The 18,098-nt window shown below is 74.5% G+C and carries 14 protein-coding genes and 1 pseudogene; 4 read left to right on the top strand and 11 right to left on the bottom strand.

The features are described 5' to 3' along the window. Positions 1-332, top strand: a 332-nt coding sequence (locus tag IEZ00_RS36755) for an NAD(P)H-dependent oxidoreductase (protein ID WP_229795871.1), incomplete at its 5' end; no start/stop codon positions are given. A 4-nt stretch (positions 333-336) separates the two neighbouring features. Here IEZ00_RS36755 and IEZ00_RS18575 read toward each other — a convergent pair. Further along, the gene (locus tag IEZ00_RS18575; protein WP_189224531.1) at positions 337-1,086 is read right to left on the bottom strand and encodes an SDR family oxidoreductase; all 750 of its coding nucleotides are present in this window, start codon (positions 1,084-1,086) and stop codon (positions 337-339) included. Between the two features lie 91 nt (positions 1,087-1,177). Here IEZ00_RS18575 and IEZ00_RS18570 point away from each other — a divergent pair, with 91 nt between their 5' ends. After that, on the top strand, positions 1,178-1,789 hold the full coding sequence (locus IEZ00_RS18570; protein WP_189224530.1) for a TetR/AcrR family transcriptional regulator: 612 nt from the start codon (positions 1,178-1,180) through the stop codon (positions 1,787-1,789). A gap of 36 nt (positions 1,790-1,825) precedes the next feature. Here the strand turns inward: IEZ00_RS18570 and IEZ00_RS18565 are convergent, their stop codons facing one another. The 3 genes and pseudogenes from IEZ00_RS18565 to IEZ00_RS18555 form a co-directional block, all read right to left on the bottom strand. Next, a complete protein-coding gene (locus IEZ00_RS18565; protein WP_189224529.1) occupies positions 1,826-5,266 on the bottom strand; it encodes an ATP-dependent DNA helicase in 3,441 nt (1,146 codons plus the stop codon). A gap of 75 nt (positions 5,267-5,341) precedes the next feature. Beyond that, a pseudogene (locus tag IEZ00_RS18560) lies at positions 5,342-5,482 on the bottom strand (DUF397 domain-containing protein); the annotation flags it as partial. A gap of 293 nt (positions 5,483-5,775) precedes the next feature. Then, positions 5,776-6,507 (bottom strand): SDR family oxidoreductase, encoded by a 732-nt coding sequence (locus IEZ00_RS18555; protein ID WP_189224527.1) that lies wholly within the window; start codon positions 6,505-6,507, stop codon positions 5,776-5,778. A 70-nt stretch (positions 6,508-6,577) separates the two neighbouring features. Here IEZ00_RS18555 and IEZ00_RS18550 point away from each other — a divergent pair, with 70 nt between their 5' ends. Next, positions 6,578-7,435, top strand: a complete 858-nt coding sequence (locus tag IEZ00_RS18550) for a LysR family transcriptional regulator (RefSeq protein WP_189224526.1) — start codon at positions 6,578-6,580, stop codon at positions 7,433-7,435. A gap of 282 nt (positions 7,436-7,717) precedes the next feature. Here IEZ00_RS18550 and IEZ00_RS18545 read toward each other — a convergent pair whose 3' ends face one another. Next, positions 7,718-10,888 carry an ATP-dependent helicase gene (locus tag IEZ00_RS18545; RefSeq protein WP_189224525.1) on the bottom strand — a complete coding sequence of 1,057 codons (3,171 nt, stop codon included), beginning with the start codon at positions 10,886-10,888 and terminating at the stop codon, positions 7,718-7,720. Positions 10,889-10,944: 56 nt separating this feature from the next. On the opposite strand from IEZ00_RS18545, the gene IEZ00_RS18540 reads away from it, so the two are divergent. Then, on the top strand, positions 10,945-11,271 hold the full coding sequence (locus tag IEZ00_RS18540) for an MGMT family protein (RefSeq protein WP_189224524.1): 327 nt from the start codon (positions 10,945-10,947) through the stop codon (positions 11,269-11,271). On the opposite strand, the gene IEZ00_RS18535 is transcribed toward IEZ00_RS18540, so the two are convergent. The 6 genes from IEZ00_RS18535 to IEZ00_RS18510 all read right to left on the bottom strand — a co-directional run. Next, complete coding sequence (locus IEZ00_RS18535; RefSeq protein ID WP_189224523.1) at positions 11,234-11,623, bottom strand: tetratricopeptide repeat protein; 390 nt, start codon at positions 11,621-11,623, stop codon at positions 11,234-11,236. The genes IEZ00_RS18540 and IEZ00_RS18535 overlap by 38 nt on opposite strands. A gap of 439 nt (positions 11,624-12,062) precedes the next feature. Continuing rightward, on the bottom strand, positions 12,063-12,728 hold the full coding sequence (locus tag IEZ00_RS37805; protein ID WP_189224522.1) for a sirohydrochlorin chelatase: 666 nt from the start codon (positions 12,726-12,728) through the stop codon (positions 12,063-12,065). Continuing rightward, positions 12,725-13,843, bottom strand: coding sequence for a uroporphyrinogen-III synthase (locus IEZ00_RS18525; protein WP_189224521.1), 1,119 nt, complete (start codon positions 13,841-13,843; stop codon positions 12,725-12,727). The genes IEZ00_RS37805 and IEZ00_RS18525 overlap by 4 nt, the downstream gene beginning before the upstream one ends. Then, a complete protein-coding gene (gene nirD, locus IEZ00_RS18520; RefSeq protein WP_189224520.1) occupies positions 13,840-14,160 on the bottom strand; it encodes a nitrite reductase small subunit NirD in 321 nt (106 codons plus the stop codon). Before nirD ends, IEZ00_RS18525 begins: the two co-directional genes overlap by 4 nt. Beyond that, complete coding sequence (nirB, locus tag IEZ00_RS18515) at positions 14,157-16,655, bottom strand: nitrite reductase large subunit NirB (RefSeq protein WP_189224519.1); 2,499 nt, start codon at positions 16,653-16,655, stop codon at positions 14,157-14,159. Before nirB ends, nirD begins: the two co-directional genes overlap by 4 nt. A gap of 123 nt (positions 16,656-16,778) precedes the next feature. Next, positions 16,779-18,098: MFS transporter (locus IEZ00_RS18510; protein ID WP_229795870.1), on the bottom strand; the 1,320-nt coding region annotated here is incomplete at its 5' end.

Here is an 18,098-nt window from a genome sequence, read left to right as displayed (position 1 = left end):
TGCTGAAGGGCTGGATCGACCGCGTCTTCATCAACGGCTGGGCCTTCGAGCACTCCCCGGCCACAGGCCTGCGGCCGAAGCTCCAAGCGCTCACCACGCACCTGCTGCCCATCGCGGGCGACGACCACGGCTCGTACGAGCGCCACGGGTACGAGAAGGCGCTGCGGACGCAGATCGAGCACGGGATCATCGACTACTGCGGCAGCAGGCGCGGCGCCACGGCGTTCATCCACGAGTCCGAGCAGGACTCCCCCGAGGCCACGGCGCGTCGCGTCGACCGCGCGGTGCGGGTCGTCAGCGAAGCCGTCCACGCGCGCCTGACCGTCGGGTAGCGGGTCAGAGCTGGTTCGCGCCCCCGTCCACGTAGAGGTTGGCGCCCAGCACGAAGCTGCTGTCGGCGGAGGCGAGGAAGGCCACCGCGGCGGCCACCTCCTCCGGACGCCCCATCCGGCCGATCGGCACCTCGGCGCCCTGCTTGGCCTTGTAGGCCGCCGCGTTCTCCTCGCCCACCAACTCGGTGACCCCCGAGGTGTCGATCGGCCCCGGCGAGACGGCGTTGACCCGGACGCCCCGGTCCTTGAGCTCGTTGGCCCAGGTCCGCACGAAGGACCGCAGGGCGGCCTTGGACGCCGCGTACGCGCCGAACGCCGCCGCGCCCTTGTCGACGGTGGTGGAGGCGTTCACGATCACCGACGCGCCCTCGTTGAGCAGCGGCAGCGCCTTCTGCACGGTGAACACCGTGCCCCGGACGTTGACGCCGAAGACCCGGTCGAAGTCCTCCCCGGTGAGCTGCTCCAGCGTCGCGAACGACGCGGTGGCCGCGTTGGCGAACAGCACGTCCAGGCCCCGCCCCCGGTCGCGGACCGCGTCGTAGAGCCGGTCGAGGTCGGCCGGGTCGGTGATGTCACCGGGCACGGCGGTGACCGCCGGGCCGATGAGCTCGGCGGCCTCCTCCAGCTCGGCCTCGCGCCTGCCGGTGATGAACACGTGCGCGCCCTCGGCGACCAGTCGCGCGGCGGTGGCCCGGCCGATCCCCCGCGTGCCGCCGCCGGTGACGACGGCCGTCTTGCCTGCCAGCTTTCCCATTCCGACCTCCGCATTGTTCGGTACCGAACGGTACTGAAGTTGACCGTACCAGTTCCAGACCGGCCGGTACCGAAGGGGTAGGATGGGTGCCGTGGACGTCACGCGGAAGAGCGCGCTCGGCAGGCCGAGGAGCTTCGACGCCGACGAAGCCCTGGGGCGGGCCATGGTGGTCTTCTGGGAGCAGGGCTACGAAGGCGCCAGCCTGACCGACCTGACCAGCGCCATGGGCATCACCAAGACGAGCATGTACGCGGCCTTCGGCAACAAGGAGGAGCTGTTCCGGAAAGCCCTGCGGCGCTACGCCGAAGGCCCCGCCTCCTACGTGGCCGAGGCGCTGGCGCGGCCGACCGCCCTGGAGGTGGTCGAGGCGTTCCTCACCGGCGCGGTCGAGACCAGCACGCGCCCCGGCTGCCCCGCCGGGTGCCTGAGCGTCCAGGGCTCGCTGGCCGCCGGTGAAGCCGGGCGGCCCGCCCGCGACGTGCTGATCGCCTGGCGCGAGGAGTGCCGCGCCTACCTGCGCGACCGGTTCCGGCGAGCCGTCGACGAAGGCGACCTGCCTCCGGATACCGATCCGGAGCTGCTCGCCCGGTACGTCATGACCGTGGCGAACGGCATCGCCGTGCAAGCAGCGGGCGGCGCGGGCCGCGACGAGCTCCGGCAGGTCGCCGACCTGGCCATGCGGAACTGGCAGCCGGTGCGGTAGCCGCCGGTGTGGCAGCCGCCGGTGTGGCGGCGGGGATCAGGTCGGCACCGAGCGGATCAGGGCGCGCAGGCCGTCGGCGTCGAGCAGGTCCGCCGGGCGCAGCGTGAACCCGTGCCGCACGTAGTGGAACGCGGCCCGCACCTTCTCCACCGGCGAGCCGGACAACGCGGCCCACGCCAGCCGGTAGGCGGCCAGCTGCACCGACAGCGCGGGCAGCCGATCCTCGTCCGGCACCCGGCCGGTCTTCCAGTCCACCACCGTCCACCCGCCGTCCGGGTCGGCGAACACCGCGTCCATCCGCCCGCGCACCGCGACCCCGTCCACCTCGGCCTCGAACGACACCTCGACGTCGTGCGGCGCGCGGTCGCCCCACTCGCTGGCCAGGAACGCCTCCTGCAACCGGCCCAGCTCGGAGTCCGGCGCGGCGTCCTCGTCGGCCGCGCCGGGCAGCTCGTCCAGATCCAGCAGCCGGGCCATCCCGAACCGCTGCTCCAGCCAGGTGTGGAACGCCGTGCCGCGACGCGCCAGCGGGTTCGGCGGGAACGGCAGCGGCCTGCGCAGCCCGCGCGCCAACCGCTCCGGGTCGGCGGCCAGCTCCACCAGCTGGCTCACCGACAGGTGCTCGGGCAGCACGACCCGCTCCCGGCGGTCCGCGGCGGCGGCCCGCTCGGCCAGCAGGACCTCCACGTCCCGCGCCCAGCCCTCGGGGTCCTCGTCCTCCTCGGCGGGCTCGGCCGGGCCGGGCTCCTCCGGCTCGGGGGGCAGCCAGTCGTCCGGCTCGTCGGGCTCCTCGGGGGGCGGCACGTCGTACTCGTCCGGCGGTTCCGGCGGCAGCTCCGCGTAGTCCGCCACGGCGGGCTCCGCCTGCCCCTCGGCCCGCTCCTCCGCGGCGTCTTTCGCGGCGAGGTGGCGCTCCAGCGCCGCCAGCACCAGCTCCGCCCCCTCGGTCACCGCGTCCCGCCGCTTGCCCAGCGGGTCGGCAGGCCACTCGGCCGTCTTCACCCGCGAGGCCAGCGGGTTCGGCTCGTCCTCGGCGGGCGGCGGGGCCCAGTGGGCGATGTCGGCGGGCGGGTGCTCGGCGGCCAGCACGGTCTCCCGCAGCTCGGTCAGGAACGCCGACGGCCCCTTGGGCCGGTCACCGGTCTCGGCCCACCAGTGACCGGACACCAGCAGGCTGTGCTCGGACCGGGTCAGCGCCACGTACAGCAGCCGCCGCTCCTCCACCAGCCGCCGCTCCTCGAACTCCTCGGCGTGCAGGTCCAGCGCCCGCTCGACCTCCTTGCGGTCGCTGCCGCCGGGGATGCGCAGCTTGGGCAGGTCCGCCGCGTCGCCGCGCAGGTCGGCGGGCAGCTCGGTGACCGACTTGAGCCAGGAGGAGGACTTCTTCCGGCCGGGGAACACGTCCCTGACCACGTGCGGCAGCGCCACGATGTGCCACTCCAGCCCCTTGGCCGAGTGCATGGTCAGCACCTGGACCCGGTTCTCGGCCACCTCGACCTCGCCCGGCTCCAGCCCGTCTTCGGCCTGCTCGGCGGTGTGCAGGTAGTCCAGCAGCGCGGGCAGCGTCGCCGACGGGCTGGCCGCGGCGAAGTCCGACACCACGTCGGCGAACGCGTCCAGGTGCGCGCGGCCCACCCCGCCCGGCCGCGCCAGCGCCTCGATGTCCAGCAGCAGCGTGCGCTCCACGTCCGCCACCAGCTCCGGCAGCGGCTGCTCCAGCCTGCGCCGCAGCGCCGCCAGCTCGGCCCCCAGCCGCCGGATGCGGCGGTAGCCCTCGGCGGAGTAGGCGGTCGGGTCGCCGGGGTCGTCCAGCGCGTCGGCCAGGCCCGCCTGGTCGGCGTGCTCACCGGGCAGCGCGTCGGCCAGCACCGCCAGCGGGTCGTCGGCCACCGCCTGCCTGCTCGGCGCGCCCGCCAGCTCGCGGGCCCGCTGCCACAGCGCGGCCAGGTCGTAGGCGGCGACCCGCCAGCGCGAACCGGTCAGCAGCCGCGCGGCGGCGGTGCCCGCCAGCGGGTCGACCAGCACGCGCAGTGCGCTGACCAGGTCCCGCACCTCCGGCTCGTTGAGCAGCCCGCCCAGGCCCACCACCTCGACCGGCAGCCCGCGGTCGCGCAGCACCGCCGCGATGGCCGTCATGTCCGAGCGCCGCCGCACCAGCACCGCCGCCGTGGGCGGCTCGTCGCTGGTCTCCAGGTGCGCCTCCCACTGCCCGGCCACCATGTCCGCCAGCCACTCCAGCTCCTGGCGCACGTCGGAGAACAGCGCGATGCGCACGTCACCCGGCCCCGCGCCGTCCCGCGCGCGCAGCTCCTCCACGTCCAGCCCGGCCGCGCGCAGCGGCGCGGACACCGCGTTGGCCAGCGCCAGCACCTCCGGCGGGTTGCGGAAGCTGGTCAGCAGCCCGTACTTGCGGGCGGGCGGGAAGTCCTGCACGAACCGGGGCAGGTTGGCCGCGCTCGCGCCGCGCCAGCCGTAGATCGCCTGGGCCGGGTCGCCCACCGAGGTCACCGGCATCGGCTCGCCCCGCCCGAACAGCGACCGCAGCAGCACGCGCTGCGCGTGCCCGGTGTCCTGGTACTCGTCGAGCAGCACCGCGCCGTAGCGCTCCCGCTCGCCCTGCGCGACCTCCGGGTACTCCGCGGCCAGCCGCGCGGCCAGGCTCATCTGGTCGGCGAAGTCCATCGCCGCCTCGCGCCGCTTGCGCGCCTGGTACGCCTCCAGCAGCGGCAGCAGGTTCACCCGCAGCCGCTGCGCGGCGACGATCTCGCGCAGCTTCTCCGGCAGGGCGTCGCGCTGCCGCGCGGTGCGGGGCGCGGACTCGATGGTCCTGGTCAGCCACTCGGCGTGCGCGCGCAGCGCGGCGGGCTCGACCAGGTGCTCCCCCAGCTCGCCCGCGATGGCCAGCAGGTAGCCGGTGACCGTGGCCGGGACCTTGTCGGTCTCGATGTCCTCCACCCACGTCGACACCACCCGGTGGGCCAGCTGCCAGGCCGCGGTCTCGGTCAGCAGCCGCACCCCCGGCTCCACCGGCAGCCGCAACCCGTGCTCGCCGACCAGCCGCCCGGCGTAGGCGTGGTAGGTCAGGATCACCGGTTCGGTGGTCAGCACCGCGGCGCGGCGCTCACCGCTGGGGTCCAGCCGGTCCAGCAGCGCCGACCCGGCCAGCCTGCGCAACCGCGCCCGCACCCGCTCGGCGAGCTGCCGGGCGGCCTTGCGGGTGAAGGTCAGGCCCAGCACCCGGTCGGGCGTGACGAACCCGTTGGCGACCAGGTAGACCACCCGCGCGGCCATCGTCTCGGTCTTGCCCGCCCCCGCCCCCGCGACGACCAGCGCGGGCGCGGCGGGCGCGGCCACCACGGCGGCCTGCTCGGGCGTGGGCCTGGGCAGCCCCAGCGCCTCGGCGACCTCGAAAGGGCTGGCCAGAGCCGCGGGCCCACCCGCCGTCCGCGCACCGCCCGCCGCAACCACGTCGAGCATTCTCCGTTGCCGCTCCGCGACGCCTTCGGCGACCCGCACACCGGCACTCACCGGTACCGGTCGATCACGCGCCGATCAGCGCGAGTCCGCCTCGACGCCGACCTTGACCCCGATCTTGATCCCGGCGACGAACGCCGTGCAGGAGGCGGGCGGGAACACCAGCGTCCCGCCCGCGCGGTTCTCGCTGTCGCGCACGCCGACCGCCTCGGTGCCACCACCAGTCCGACGCGCCGTCCTGGACGACTTCTCCCCTCACAAGCACCCGAACGTCCGCGCGTGGGCCGCGGCGAGCCGAAGACCGGCTTTGCCCCGACTCACCCATCCGCGCCTGGGCCGAGTACCCGGCCAAGGCCGCCTGACGGTCCGCTACCCCTGCGTCGGCTGTTGCCGGGGCGGTCCGGCGGGTAACCCTGGCGTTGCGGCCCGTCGGGAGCCTGCGCGGTCTTCGGCTCGCCCATCCCGTCCGGGCGACCCCCAGCACCCCGCTCCCCGGTTCCCTGACAGGCAGCTCACCAGGGAACCGGGCCGTGCTCGTCGAAGAAGCCGCCGGTCGGCCCGTCATCGGGCAGCGTGGCGAGCCGGACGACCACGGCCGCCCCGTCGGCCGCGGTGCGGGTGAGGCCGGGGAACGCGGTGGTGAAGTCGGTCGCGCACGGCCCCGGATCGGCGGCGTTGACCAGGATGTCGCGGCTGCGCAGTTCCTTGGCGTACTGCACGGTCAGCGAGTTGAGCGCGGTCTTGGACGGGACGTACGCGGCCAACGGGGGCCGGGTTGTGAAGTAGTCCTCGGGATCGGTCATCCGGGCGATGGAGCCCAGTCCACTGCTGACGTTGACGATCCGGGCGGCGGAGGAGCGGGCGAGCAGCGGCAGCATCGCGGTGGTCACGCTGATCACGCCGAACACGTTGGTCTCGAACACCTCGCGCACAGCGGGCAGTTCGGCACCGCTGGGGCTCTGCGCGGCGAGGTCGCCGGAGATGCCCGCGTTGTTGACCAGGATGTCCAGCCTGCCGAAGCGCTCCTCGATCCAGCGGGCGGCGGACAGGACGCTGGCGCGGTCGGTGACGTCCAGGGTGACCGGGTGCACCCGCGGGCCCAGGTCGGCTGCGGCTGCCGCACCGCGGCGCGGGTCCCGCGAGGCCAGCAGGACGTTCGCGCCGAGCGAGGCGAGCCGGGCCGCGACCTCGCGCCCGATGCCCTTGTTGGCACCGGTGACCAGGGCGATCGTGGTTTCTGTCATGCGTTCAGCTCACCACGGGGACGGCCGGGAGTTCCAACACCGACCAGGTGCGCGACGATACCGTGCGGGTATGGAAAGGCTGGAGGTCCGCGAGCTCGTCTACTTCACCGCTGTCGCCGAAGAACTGCACTTCGGTCGGGCGGCCGCCCGGCTGGGGATGACCCAACCGCCGCTCTCCCGCGCCATCCAGCAGCTCGAACGACGGCTGGGCGTAGCCCTGCTGGAACGTGGCAGTCGCCGGGTCGCGCTGACCGAGGCGGGGGCCGTCCTGCTCCGCGAGAGCCGTGCCGTGCTCGACGCCGCGTCGGCCGCGGCGCGCCGCACCCGGCGGGCAGGCCGCGCCGACCCGCGTCTGGTCCTGGTCATCAAGCCGGGCGGCGACGGTGGCCTGCTGCCCGCGATCCTCGACGCCTACCAGGCTGAGCCGGGTGCGCTGCCGGTCGAGCTGGTGTGCAGCTTCGGCGAGCGTGAGATCCTCCTGCGGGAGGGCCGTGCCGACGCCGCCCTGCTCCACCGCCCCCGCCACGACCTCACCGGCCTGGACACCCAGGACCTCATGACCGAGACCCAACTCCTCGTGATGCCGAGTTCGCATCGCCTCGCGGGCCGTACCCGCGTCTGCCTGGACGACCTCGCCGGGGAGCCCCTGCCACGCTGGCCGGGCGCATCCGAGGGTGGCTCACACGGGCCCGAGGTCCACGACCTCGGGCAACTTCTCCACCTCATCGCCTTGGGCCGCATGGTCGCCGTCCTCCCCTCCTCCATCCGCGACCAGCTCCGCGCCGACCTGGTCGCCGTCCCAGTCGACGATGCCGAGCCGACCACGCTCGTCCTCGCCTGGCCCGAGCACGCCACCTCCCCGGCCCTGGCCGCCTTCGTCCGCGCGGCCGCCGCCGTGGCGGGCAAGGCGACGGGCCACGGCGGGTAGAGCGGGCAGACACGCGGGGTGGGAGGCGCCCTCGCCCATGCTCGCGGGCGCCGGACGGCGAACCGATTACGCGGTCGACAACCCGGGCCAGGCCACTGGTCACCGAGAGCTGCCGACGGTGCCGGGGTCCTCTCCTCCGACAGGTCGATGCGCGCCACGACCGAGAACGCGGAATCAGCCTTGAGGTTCGTCAACACCACCGAGGGAATCGAAGGACGCCCGGTGCGGACCGGGCGACAGCGGAACCCCGCTCGCCGGGACGCACCCCGGCGAGCGGGGCGGTCACTCGCTGACCTGGCGGCCCGCGGCGTGGATGGGGCACGAGGTGCGGGCCGGGCACCGGTCGCAGTCGCCGTTCTCCTCGGCCCGGTAGACCGGCCCGACGCTGGACCCGGCGGCGGCCTGCACCGCCTCCAGCCACACCCGCACGCCCTGCTCGTCCAGCGGCGCCTGCTCCAGCTCGGTCGCCCCGGTCTTCTTGTTCTCCTTGGCCACGTACAGCAGGCGCGCGCCGCCGGGATCGGTGCCCAGCCCGAGGTGGGTGAACCCGCCCAGCGCCGTCGCCAGCTGGTACACTGCGAGCTGCGGGTGCTGCCGCGCCTCCTCGCGGGTCACCGGGTTCTTGCCGGTCTTGATGTCCACCACCACCGGCCGCCCCTCGCGGTCGGTCTCCAGCCGGTCCACCCGGCCGCGCACGCGCAGCCAGGGGCTGCCGTCCCGCTTGGGCAGCTCCACCGAGATGTCGTGCTCCACGGCGACCTGGGTGAGCTGGTCGCGGCTGGCCGCCAGCCAGGTGAGGAACGTGTCGAGCATCCGCTCCACGCGCATCCGCTCGCGCCGGGAGAACCACGGCGCGCCCGCGTCCACCGCGGCCCACGCCTCCTCCAGCTTGACCCGCAGCTCCTTCTCGTTCGCGCCGCTGGCGGCGGCCTGCGCCAGCGCGTGCACGAGCGTGCCGGTGATCGAGGACAGCTCCGCCGGGTCCTGCCCGCCGTGCCGCTCCACCACCCACCGCAGCGGGCACTTCGACAGCACCTCCACTGTGGACGGTGACACGCTGACCGTGTGCTCCTCGGTCCACAGTGGATCGTCAGTGGTCACCGGGGCCAAGCCGTACCAGGAGTCCGGGTGCGCGCCGGGCACGCCCGCGGCGGCCAGGCGGGCCAGCTGCGCGGCCGCGCGCGACCGGCGGGACGCGGACTCGTCCGGGTCGCACACCACCCGCCGCAGCTCGCCCACCAGCTCGGCCAGCACCAGGCCGCGCTGCGGCGTGAAGGTCGGCCGCTCGGTCTCCACCGAGCCCAGGTCCTCCAGCTCGTCGAGGAACCGCGACGGCTGCTCGTCCTCCCCGCGCACCGCGCTGACCAGCAGCGCCCGCCGGGCCCGGCTGGCGGCGACCAGCAGCAGCCTGCGCTCCTCGGCCAGCAGCGGCGCGATCGCCGAGACGCGGTCGGCCGGACCCACCCCGGACACCACGTCCACCATCCGCTCCACGCCCAGCAGCGACCCGCGCAGCCGCAGGTCCGGCCAGCTGCCCTCCTGCACGCCGGGCACCGCCACCACGGTCCACTCGCGGCCCGCCGAGGCGTGCGCGGTCAGCACCGACACGGCCTCGCCGACCGGCGCCGACGCGGCCAGCGTGTCCCCCACGATCTGCTGCGCGGCCAGGTAGTCGGTGAACTCGGCCACGCCCGAGCCGGGCAGCCGGTCCACGTACTTGGCCGCCGCCTCGAACAGCCCGACGATCGCGTCCAGGTCCCGGTCGGCCTGCGTCCCGGCGGTGCCGCCCCTGGCCGACACCGCCGTCCAGCGCGACTCCAGGCCGGTGGCCCGCCACAGCTCCCAGAGCACCTGCTCGACGCTCAGGCCCTCGGCGATCGCCTCGCGCGCCTTGCGGATCAGGCCCGCGACGCGCCGCGCGGGCTGCGCCTCGGCGTCCTCCAGCGCGGCCAGCCTGTCCTCGGACTCCAGCACCTCGACCAGCAGCTCACCGCTGGAGCGGTCGCGCCCGGCGGCCATCTCCAGCCTGCGCAGGCCGCGCCGCAACCGGCGCAGCGCCAACGGGTCCGCGCCGCCCAGCGGCGACGACAGCAGCATCGCCGCGGTGTCCTCGTCCAGCGATCCCGGCACCGCCGCGCAGCGCAGCACCGCCAGGAACGGCACCACCGCGGGCTGCTGGGCCAGCGGCAGCTCGTCGGACAGCACCGCCACCGGCACGCCCGCGGCGAGCAGGGCGCGCTGCAGCACCGGCAGCGACCGGGTCGCCGACCGGGCCACCACGGCCATCTCCGACCACGGGATCTCGTCGATCAGGTGCGCGCGCCGCAGCTGGTCGGCCACCCAGGCGGCCTCCTGCGCGGCGGAGGCGAACACCCGCACCTGCACGCTGCCCCGCCCGGCGGCCTCGGCCACGTCGCGGGTGGGCGACGCGCCGGGCAGCCGGGCTGCCAGCCCGCGCACAGCGGTGCGCACCTCGGCGGTCATCCGGTGGCCCTGGGTGAGCACGACGGTGGGCCCGGAGGCGTCGGCCAGCAGGGACGGATCGGCCCCCCGGAAGGAGAACACCGCCTGGTCCGGATCACCCACCAGCAGGAACTCCTGCGCGGCGGAGCCGAGCACGCGGATCAGCGCGTGCTGCAACGGGTCCAGGTGCTGGGCGTCGTCGACGATCACGTGCCGCACCCGCCGCCGCTCGGACTCCAGCAGCTCCGGATCGGTCTCCAAGGCCAGCAGGGCGCTGCCGATCAGCTCGGCGGCGTCGTAGGCGGGAGCCACGCCCTGCGCGGCCAGCAGGGACACCTGCTCGTACTGCGCGCCGAAACCGCCCGCGGCGACCCACTCCGCGCGGCCGTGCTGCTCGCCCAGCTCGATCAGGTCCTCGGGGGCCAGGCCGCGCTCCGTGGCGCGCAGCAGCAGGTCCCTCAGCTCCGCGGCGAACCCCGGCAGCGGCAGCGCGGGCCGCAGCCGCTCCGGCCAGCCCCGCGCGCCGGAGTCCACGTCACCGGCCAGCAGCTCGCGCACCAGCACGTCCTGCTCCGGCCCGGACAGCAGCCGGGGCGCGGGCTCGCCCAGCAGCGCCGCCTGCGCGCGCAGCACCGCGAAGGCGTACGAGTGGACCGTGCGGACCAGCGGTTCGCGCACGGTGGGCAGCAGCTCGCCCTCGTCGTCGCGGCGGACCAGCCGGGTGATCCGGGCGCGCATCGCCTCGGCGGCACGCCGGTTGGCGATCAGCACCAGCACGCTCTCCGGGTCCGCGCCCCCGCGCAGCACCCGGTCCGCGACCACGTCCGCGATCAGCGTGGTCTTGCCGGTGCCCGGACCGCCCAGCACCCGCAGGAACCCGCCGGCGTGGTCCAGGACCCGCCGCGCGGCCGCGTCCCACTGCGGCCGGGGGCGGATCTCCGGCGGCCTGCGGATCAGAAGGGGGGTTCTGGTCGCTGCCACGCGGGGCATCGAACCATGCCGCCCGCTGCGGCGGCGTTCCGGCCACGTCGTGGAAAGCTGTGCGCGTGGACGAACAGTTGCACGAGATGGTCCGCGAGGTCGTGCGGTCGATCCCCCGTGGCCGGGTCGCCACCTACGGCGACGTGGCCGAGCTGGCCAAGGCCCCGTCACCCCGGCTGGTCGGACAGGTGCTCAACCAGGACGGCCACGACCTGCCGTGGCACCGGGTCCTCCGGGCCAACGGCACGTGCGCGCCGCACATCGCCGACGAGCAGCTCCAGCGCCTGCGCGAGGAGGGCGTCGTCGACGACGGCGGCAAGGTCGACCTGCGCACCTACCGGTGGGAGGAAGCGGTCAAGGAGCCCGCGGCGGAGCCTCCGGGCCTGTGGTGACGCGGGCCTGGACCTTGGTCACCTCGGCCTGGACCTCGGGGTCGCGGGTCAGCGCGGCGGCCAGCTTCAGCTGGGGCAGCGCCTCGGCGTGCCTGCTCTGCCTGCTCAGGGTGCGCCCGAGCAGCAGCCGGGCGTAGCCGTCGGAGGGGTCCAGCTCGACCAGCTCCCGCAGCACCGCCTCGGCCCGGCCCAGCGCGGCGGACTGGAAGTGCGCCAGCGCCAGCTCGGTCAGCACGGTGCGGTCCCCCGGCACGGCCTCGGCGGCCTCGGTGAGGTAGCGGGCGGCCCCGCTCGGGTCGCCCGCGGCCCGGAACCCCCGGCCGATGCGCAGCAGCTCCACGACGTCGGTCATGGCACTCTCCTCTCCTCCGCCGCCGCCGTCCTGACAGGCGGCACCCCTCTCAACCTAGTTGAACCCTCAACCATTCCCCGTCCCTTCGCGAGTCGAACACTCAGGTACCGCGAGTCGAACGCTCAGGTAGCGCGAGTTCGTCGTTGGGGTGCGTGGGGGTGCGCTCGCCGCGCGACAGGTCGCCAAGGACGGCGCTCGCGGGACCCGCTGCGCGCGCTCCGCGCGCCCCCCTGGTGCGTGGGCAAGTACTACCCGGCAGGGCTGGGAAGGGCGGTAACTACTACCCGAGGTGCGGCGGAAGCGCCGGTGAGGGCGCGACAGCGCGGGTCGGGGTGCGCGAATCGCGGGGGTGACACGCCCATGATCGGGTGGCACCGAGGGCGGGCGTGGCCGTCCTGAGCGTTGAATTCGGGGGTTCTGAGCGTTCGACTCGCGGGGGTCAGGCGACGTGTTGGTGGCAGCGGGCCTCGTAGTAGCGGAGGAGGACGGCCTCGACCACGCGCAGGTGGGCGCCGATGGGGGCGGACACCACGGCGGCGCCGGACTCGGCGACGACCCGGTGGAACAGGCCGGGGGCCAGCAGCCAGGACGCCACGGCCACCCGGCCGGGCAGGGACGCGACCACGTCGGCCACGCGCGGGGAGGCGGTGGCGGCGTAGCCCACGGCCACCGGGCCGACGCGGCGGGCCAGGGCGTCCGCGACCTGCCGCACGTCGGCCAGGGCGCGCGGGTCGGACGAGCCGGCGGCGGCCAGGACGACGGAGTCGCCCGCGCGCCAACCGGCCTCGCGCAGGCGTGCCACGAGGGCGGGCAGCAGCGCGGGGCCGATGGGGGCGGTCACCACCGCGTCGGGGTGGCCGGACGCGGCGACCTGGGCGGGGATGTCGACCCGCACGTGGTAGCCGGCGGCCAGGAAGGCGGGCACGACGACGGCCGGTCCGGACACCGAGGACAGCACCGAGGTCACGTCCGGCTGACGCACGTCCGCGTAGGCGACCCGGACGGGCACCCCGGCCAGCCGGGCGCGGACGAGCGCGGCGACCTCTTCCACGACGACGGCCCCGGCGGGGTCACGGGTGCCGTGCGCGACCAAGACCAGCGTCATACCGCCACCTCGGAGGGTTCCATGGCCAGCCGGTAACCCCGCTTGACCACGGTGGTCACCATCCTGGGTTCGCCCAGCGCCGTCCGCAGCCGCCCGATGGCCGTCTCCACGGCGTGCTCCTCGCCGCCTCCGGGCAGCGCGGCCAGCAGGTCCCGCCGGGACACCACCCGGCCGCGCGCGGCGGCCAGCACGCGCAGCACGGCCATCGGTGCGGGGGCGACGGGGCGCAGTTCGCCGTCGACCACGACGGCTTGGCCGCGCAGCTCGACCTCCCGGCCCGCGATGCGCAGCCGGGTGGCCCGCGCGGGCAGCGCCACGGCCAGTTCGCGCGCCAGCGCCCCCATGCGGGCCCGCACGGGCTGCGTGACGGGGATGCCCGCGGCGACCAGGGGACCCGCGGTGATCGCGCCCACGCCGACCACCAGGACGTCCCGCTTGAGCAGCGCCACCAGCTCGTCGAACCGGCCCATCGCGCGGGCCGTGCGCAGCACGGAGGCGGCGGCGGGGGCGGAGGTGAACGCCAGCGCGTCCACCTGCCCGGCCAGCACGGCCTCCAGCAGGCGCTCCAGCGGCGCCGGGTCGGCGGGGCCGGTCCACCGGTACACCGGGACCTCGACGACCTCCGCGCCCGCCTCCCGCAGCGCGGCGGCGAAGTCCGGCAGCGGCTCGCCGTGCAGCTGGACGGCGATGCGCAGCCCGGCGACCCCGGAGCGCAGCAGGTGGTCCAGCAGCTCGGCGTTGCTCTCCGACTCCGGCGACCAGGCGTCCACGAGTCCGGCCGCGCGCACCGCGCCGCGCGCCTTGGGGCCGCGGGCCAGCACGCGCGCCGCGCCCAGCCGGGTCAGCAGCCGCGCGCCCAGCCCCCAGCCCTCGGCGGCCTCGACCCAGCCCCGGAAGCCGATGCCGGTGGTGGCCACCACGACGTCCACCGGCTGCTCCACCAGCCGCCGGGTGGCGGCCAGCAGCTCCGCGTCGTCGGGCAGCGGCACGATCCGGATGGCGGGGCCGTGCAGCACGGTCGCGCCCTTGCGCTCCAGCAGGGCGGACAGCTCGTCGGCGCGGCGGGCGGCGGTCACCCCGACCGTGTACCCGGCCAGCGGTCCGACCTCGGTCACGGCGAGCCGACCTGGACGACGCCGTCGGCCACCCGCACCGGGTGCACGGGCACCGCGGTCCCCGGCTCGTCCAGGCACTTGCCGGTGCTCAGCTCGAACGCCTGCTTGTAGATCGGCGAGACGACCACGGGCACGCCGCCCCGGTCGCCGACGATGCCCCTGGAGAGCACGGCGGCGCCGCTGAACGGGTCGACGTTGCCCAGGGCGTGCACCGTCCCGTCGTGGGTCAGGAACACGGCCACCTGGGAGCCGTCGGGCAGCAGCGCGGCCACCCCGCGCTCCGGCTGGAGCGCGCTCAACTCGCACACGGGCGTCATTTGGCCACCTCCGGTATTCCCAAGAGCACGGGCACCTTCTGGCCCCGCTCCTCGCGGAAGGAGATCGTGGGGTCGGGCGTGCCGGGCGCGTTGACGAACGTGGTGAACCGGGCCAGCTTCTCCGGGTCCTCCAGCACGCCGCGCCACTCGTCGGCGTAGCTGTCGACGTGCTTGGCCATCGCGGCCTCCAGGTCGGCGCAGATGCCGAGGCTGTCGTCCACGATCACGGCGCGCAGGTGGTCCAGGCCGCCCTCCATCGCCTCGATCCACGCCGACGTGCGCTGCAGCCGGTCCGCGGTGCGGATGTAGAACATCAGGAAGCGGTCGATGAGCTTGATCAGCGTCTCGGTGTCCACGTCGGAGGCGAGCAGGTCCGCGTGCCGGGGCGTGAAGCCGCCGTTGCCGCCGACGTAGAGGTTCCAGCCGTTCTCGGTGGCGATGACGCCGAAGTCCTTGCCCCGCGCCTCGGCGCACTCGCGGGCGCAGCCGGACACCGCGGACTTGAGCTTGTGCGGCGAGCGCAGGCCCCGGTAGCGCAGCTCCAGCTCCACGGCCAGGCCCACCGAGTCCTGCACGCCGTAGCGGCACCACGTGGTGCCCACGCAGGACTTCACCGTGCGCAGCGCCTTGCCGTAGGCGTGACCGGACTCGAACCCGGCGTCCACCAGGCGCTTCCAGATCCGCGGCAGCTGGTCCACGGTCGCGCCGAACAGGTCGATCCGCTGCCCGCCGGTGATCTTGGTGTAGAGCCCGAAGTCGCGCGCCACCTCGCCGATGACGATCAGCTTGTCCGGGGTGATCTCGCCGCCGGGGATGCGCGGCACCACCGAGTACGTGCCGTTGCGCTGGATGTTGGCCAGGAAGTGGTCGTTGGTGTCCTGCAGGGCGGCCTGCTCGCCCGCGAGCACGTGGCCGTTCTCCAGCGACGCCAGGATCGAGGCCACCGCGGGCTTGCACAGGTCGCAGCCGCGCCCCCGGCCGTGCCGGGAGATCAGCTCGCTGAAGGTGGTGATGCCGGTGGAGCGGACGATCTCGAACAGCTCGGCGCGGGAGTGGTCGAAGTGCTCGCACAGCGCCTTGGACTGCTCCACGCCGCACTCGGCGAGCAGCTTCTTCAGCATCGGCACGCACGAGCCGCAGCCGGTGCCCGCCTTGGTGCACGCCTTGATGCTCGGCACGTCCACCGCGTCGCCGGAGTCGACCACGTCGACGATCCGCTGCTTGGTCACCGCGTGGCAGGAGCACACCTGGGCGTCGTGCGGCAGCGACAGCTCCACGCCGCCCGCCGGGCCGATCAGCGCCACCGGGTCGCCGGGCACCGCGCGGCCCACCAGCGGGCGCAGCACCGGGTACTTGGAGGCGTCGCCGACCAGGATGCCGCCCAGCAGGGTCTTGGCGTCGTCGGAGACCACGACCTTGGCGTAGGTGCCCGCCACGGCGTCGTTGACCACGACCTCCAGCGCGCCCTCCTGCTTGGCGTGCGCGTCGCCGAAGCTGGCCACGTCCACGCCGAGCAGCTTGAGCTTGGTCGACAGGTCCGCGCCGGGGAACACCGCGGCCCCGCCCAGCAGCCGGTCGGCCACCACCTCGGCCATCGAGTAGCCGGGCGCGACCAGCCCGTAGACCATGCCGCCCAGGTTGGCGCACTCGCCGATGGCGTAGACGTGCTCGTCGGAGGTGCGGCACGCGTCGTCGACCAGCACGCCGCCGCGCTCGCCGACCGCCAGCCCGGCGGCGCGGGCCAGCTCGTCGCGGGGCCGGATGCCCGCGGAGAACACCACGACGTCCAGGTCCAGCTCGGTGCCGTTGGACAGCTTGGCGATCAGCCGGTCGCCGTCGCGCTCGATGGACGAGGCGGAGGTTCCGGTGTGGACGGTCAGGTCCAGCTTCTCCACCAGCCGGCGCAGCAGCCCCGCGCCGCCCTCGTCGACCTGCAGCGGCATCAGCCGCGGCCCCAGCTCGACCACGTGCGGCGAGATGCCCATGCCGCGCAGCGCGTTGGCCGCCTCCAGGCCGAGCAGGCCGCCGCCGAGCACCATGCCCGCGCGCCTGCCCTGCCGCTTGGCCGGGTCGTGCGCGGCCTCGACGGTGGCGCGGATGCCGTCCAGGTCCTCGATGGTGCGGTAGACGTGGCAGCCGGGCAGGTCGCGGCCGGGCACCGGGGGCACGAACGGCACCGAGCCGGTGGCCAGCACCAGCGCGTCGTAGGACCGCTCCACGCCCGAGGCGGTGCGCACCACCCGGCGCTCGCGGTCGATCTCGCGCACCGGGTCGCCCAGGCGCAGCTCCACCCGCTCGTCGTGCGGGGGCAGGGCGAGCGCGTCGGGGTTCCAGCTGTCCACGTAGGACGACAGGGCCACCCGGTCGTAGGCGGGGCGGCTCTCCTCGGCGAACACGACGACGTGCCACTGACCGGTGACGTCGCGCTCGCGCAGTGCTTCGACGAGGCGGTGCCCGACCATCCCGTGACCGATCACGACCAGCGTTCGCGTCATGAGAACCGTCCTCCCTCCTCCGCCTGGCTATGCTCACCAGGCTCCGTGTCGTGCCAAGGTCGTGGATGTTGCGCAGGCGTTAAACGACGCTCACGCCGCACTTCAGCCGGTGATGCGCCGGGTTCAGACGCCCGCGTGCGCCAGGCTCGGCACCCGCACGAACACCCTCCGCCGCAGGTAGAACCACCACGTGGTGGCCACGCACAGGCCGTAGAAGACCAGGAACGCGGTCAGCGCGGGCGTGAGCGTCTTCCCGCCCTCCAGCGAGAACTTGAACACCAGGTTGACCAGCACGCCGCCGAACGCGCCGACCGCGCCCGCGATGCCCACCACCGCCGCGGCCTGCCGCTTGGCCGCCTTCACGTCGTCGGACTGGGTGGCGAAGATGGCCGGGATCATCCGGTAGGTCGAGCCGTTGCCCACGCCCGCCAGCACGAACAGGGCGATGAACGAGCCGAAGAACAGCGCGAAGCTGCCCCGGTCCAGGCTCACCAGCACCCCGACGCTGCCCAGCGCCAGCCCCAGGAACGTCGCCAGCGTGACGCGGGCGCCGCCGAACCGGTCGGCCAGCCAGCCGCCGAACGGCCTGCTCACCGAGCCGATGAGGGCGCCGAGGAAGGCCAGCGCCACGAACCCCTTGTAGTCGGCGAAGCTGAGCTTGATCAGCGACGGGAAGGCGAACGAGAAGCCGATGAACGAGCCGAAGGTCCCGATGTAGAGGAACGACATCACCCACGTGTGCTTGTTGGTCAGCGCCAGCTTGTAGGAGGTGCCGTCCGGCTTGGCCTGGGTGAGGCTGTCCATGAACAGCCACGCGCACGCGGTGGCCACGACGACGAACGGCATCCAGAACAGCGCGGCGTAGGCGAGGTTGACGCCCGTGCCGACGCTGATCACGATCGGCACGACCAGCTGCACCATGGCCACGCCGAGGTTGCCGCCCGCCGCGTTCAGGCCCAGCGCCAGGCCCTTCTTGCCCTCCGGGTAGAAGAACGAGATGTTGGCCATGGAGGAGGAGAAGTTGCCGCCGCCCAGGCCGGTCGCCGCCGCCGTGAGCAGGAAGAACCAGTACGGCGTGCCCGGTGTGCTCACCGCGTAGGCGAGCATCGCGCAGGGCAGCAGCAACGCCCCCGCGCTGAACGTGGTCCACGCCCGGCCGCCGAAGCGCGGCACCGCGAAGGTGTAGGGGATGCGCAGCACCGAGCCCACCAGGTTCGGCACGATCAGCAGCCAGAACGTCTGCCCCACGGTGAAGGAGAAGCCCACCTGGCCCAGGCTGACCACCACGATGCTCATCAGGCTCCACACCGTGAAGCCCAGGTTCTCCGCCAGGATCGAGAAGGCCAGGTTCTTGCGGGCGATCCGCTTGCCGGTGCGCTCCCAGAAGGCCGGGTCCTCGGGCTCCCAGTGCTCGATCCACCGCCCCGCCCGCCTGGTCTTCGG

It is taken from the genome of Saccharothrix coeruleofusca (assembly GCF_014648515.1).
In the GTDB taxonomy this organism is placed as follows: Bacteria; Actinomycetota; Actinomycetes; order Mycobacteriales; family Pseudonocardiaceae; genus Actinosynnema; species Actinosynnema coeruleofuscum.
The sequence above is the reverse complement of the archived record's forward strand: the minus strand, read 5'-3'. Positions and strand labels throughout refer to the sequence as shown.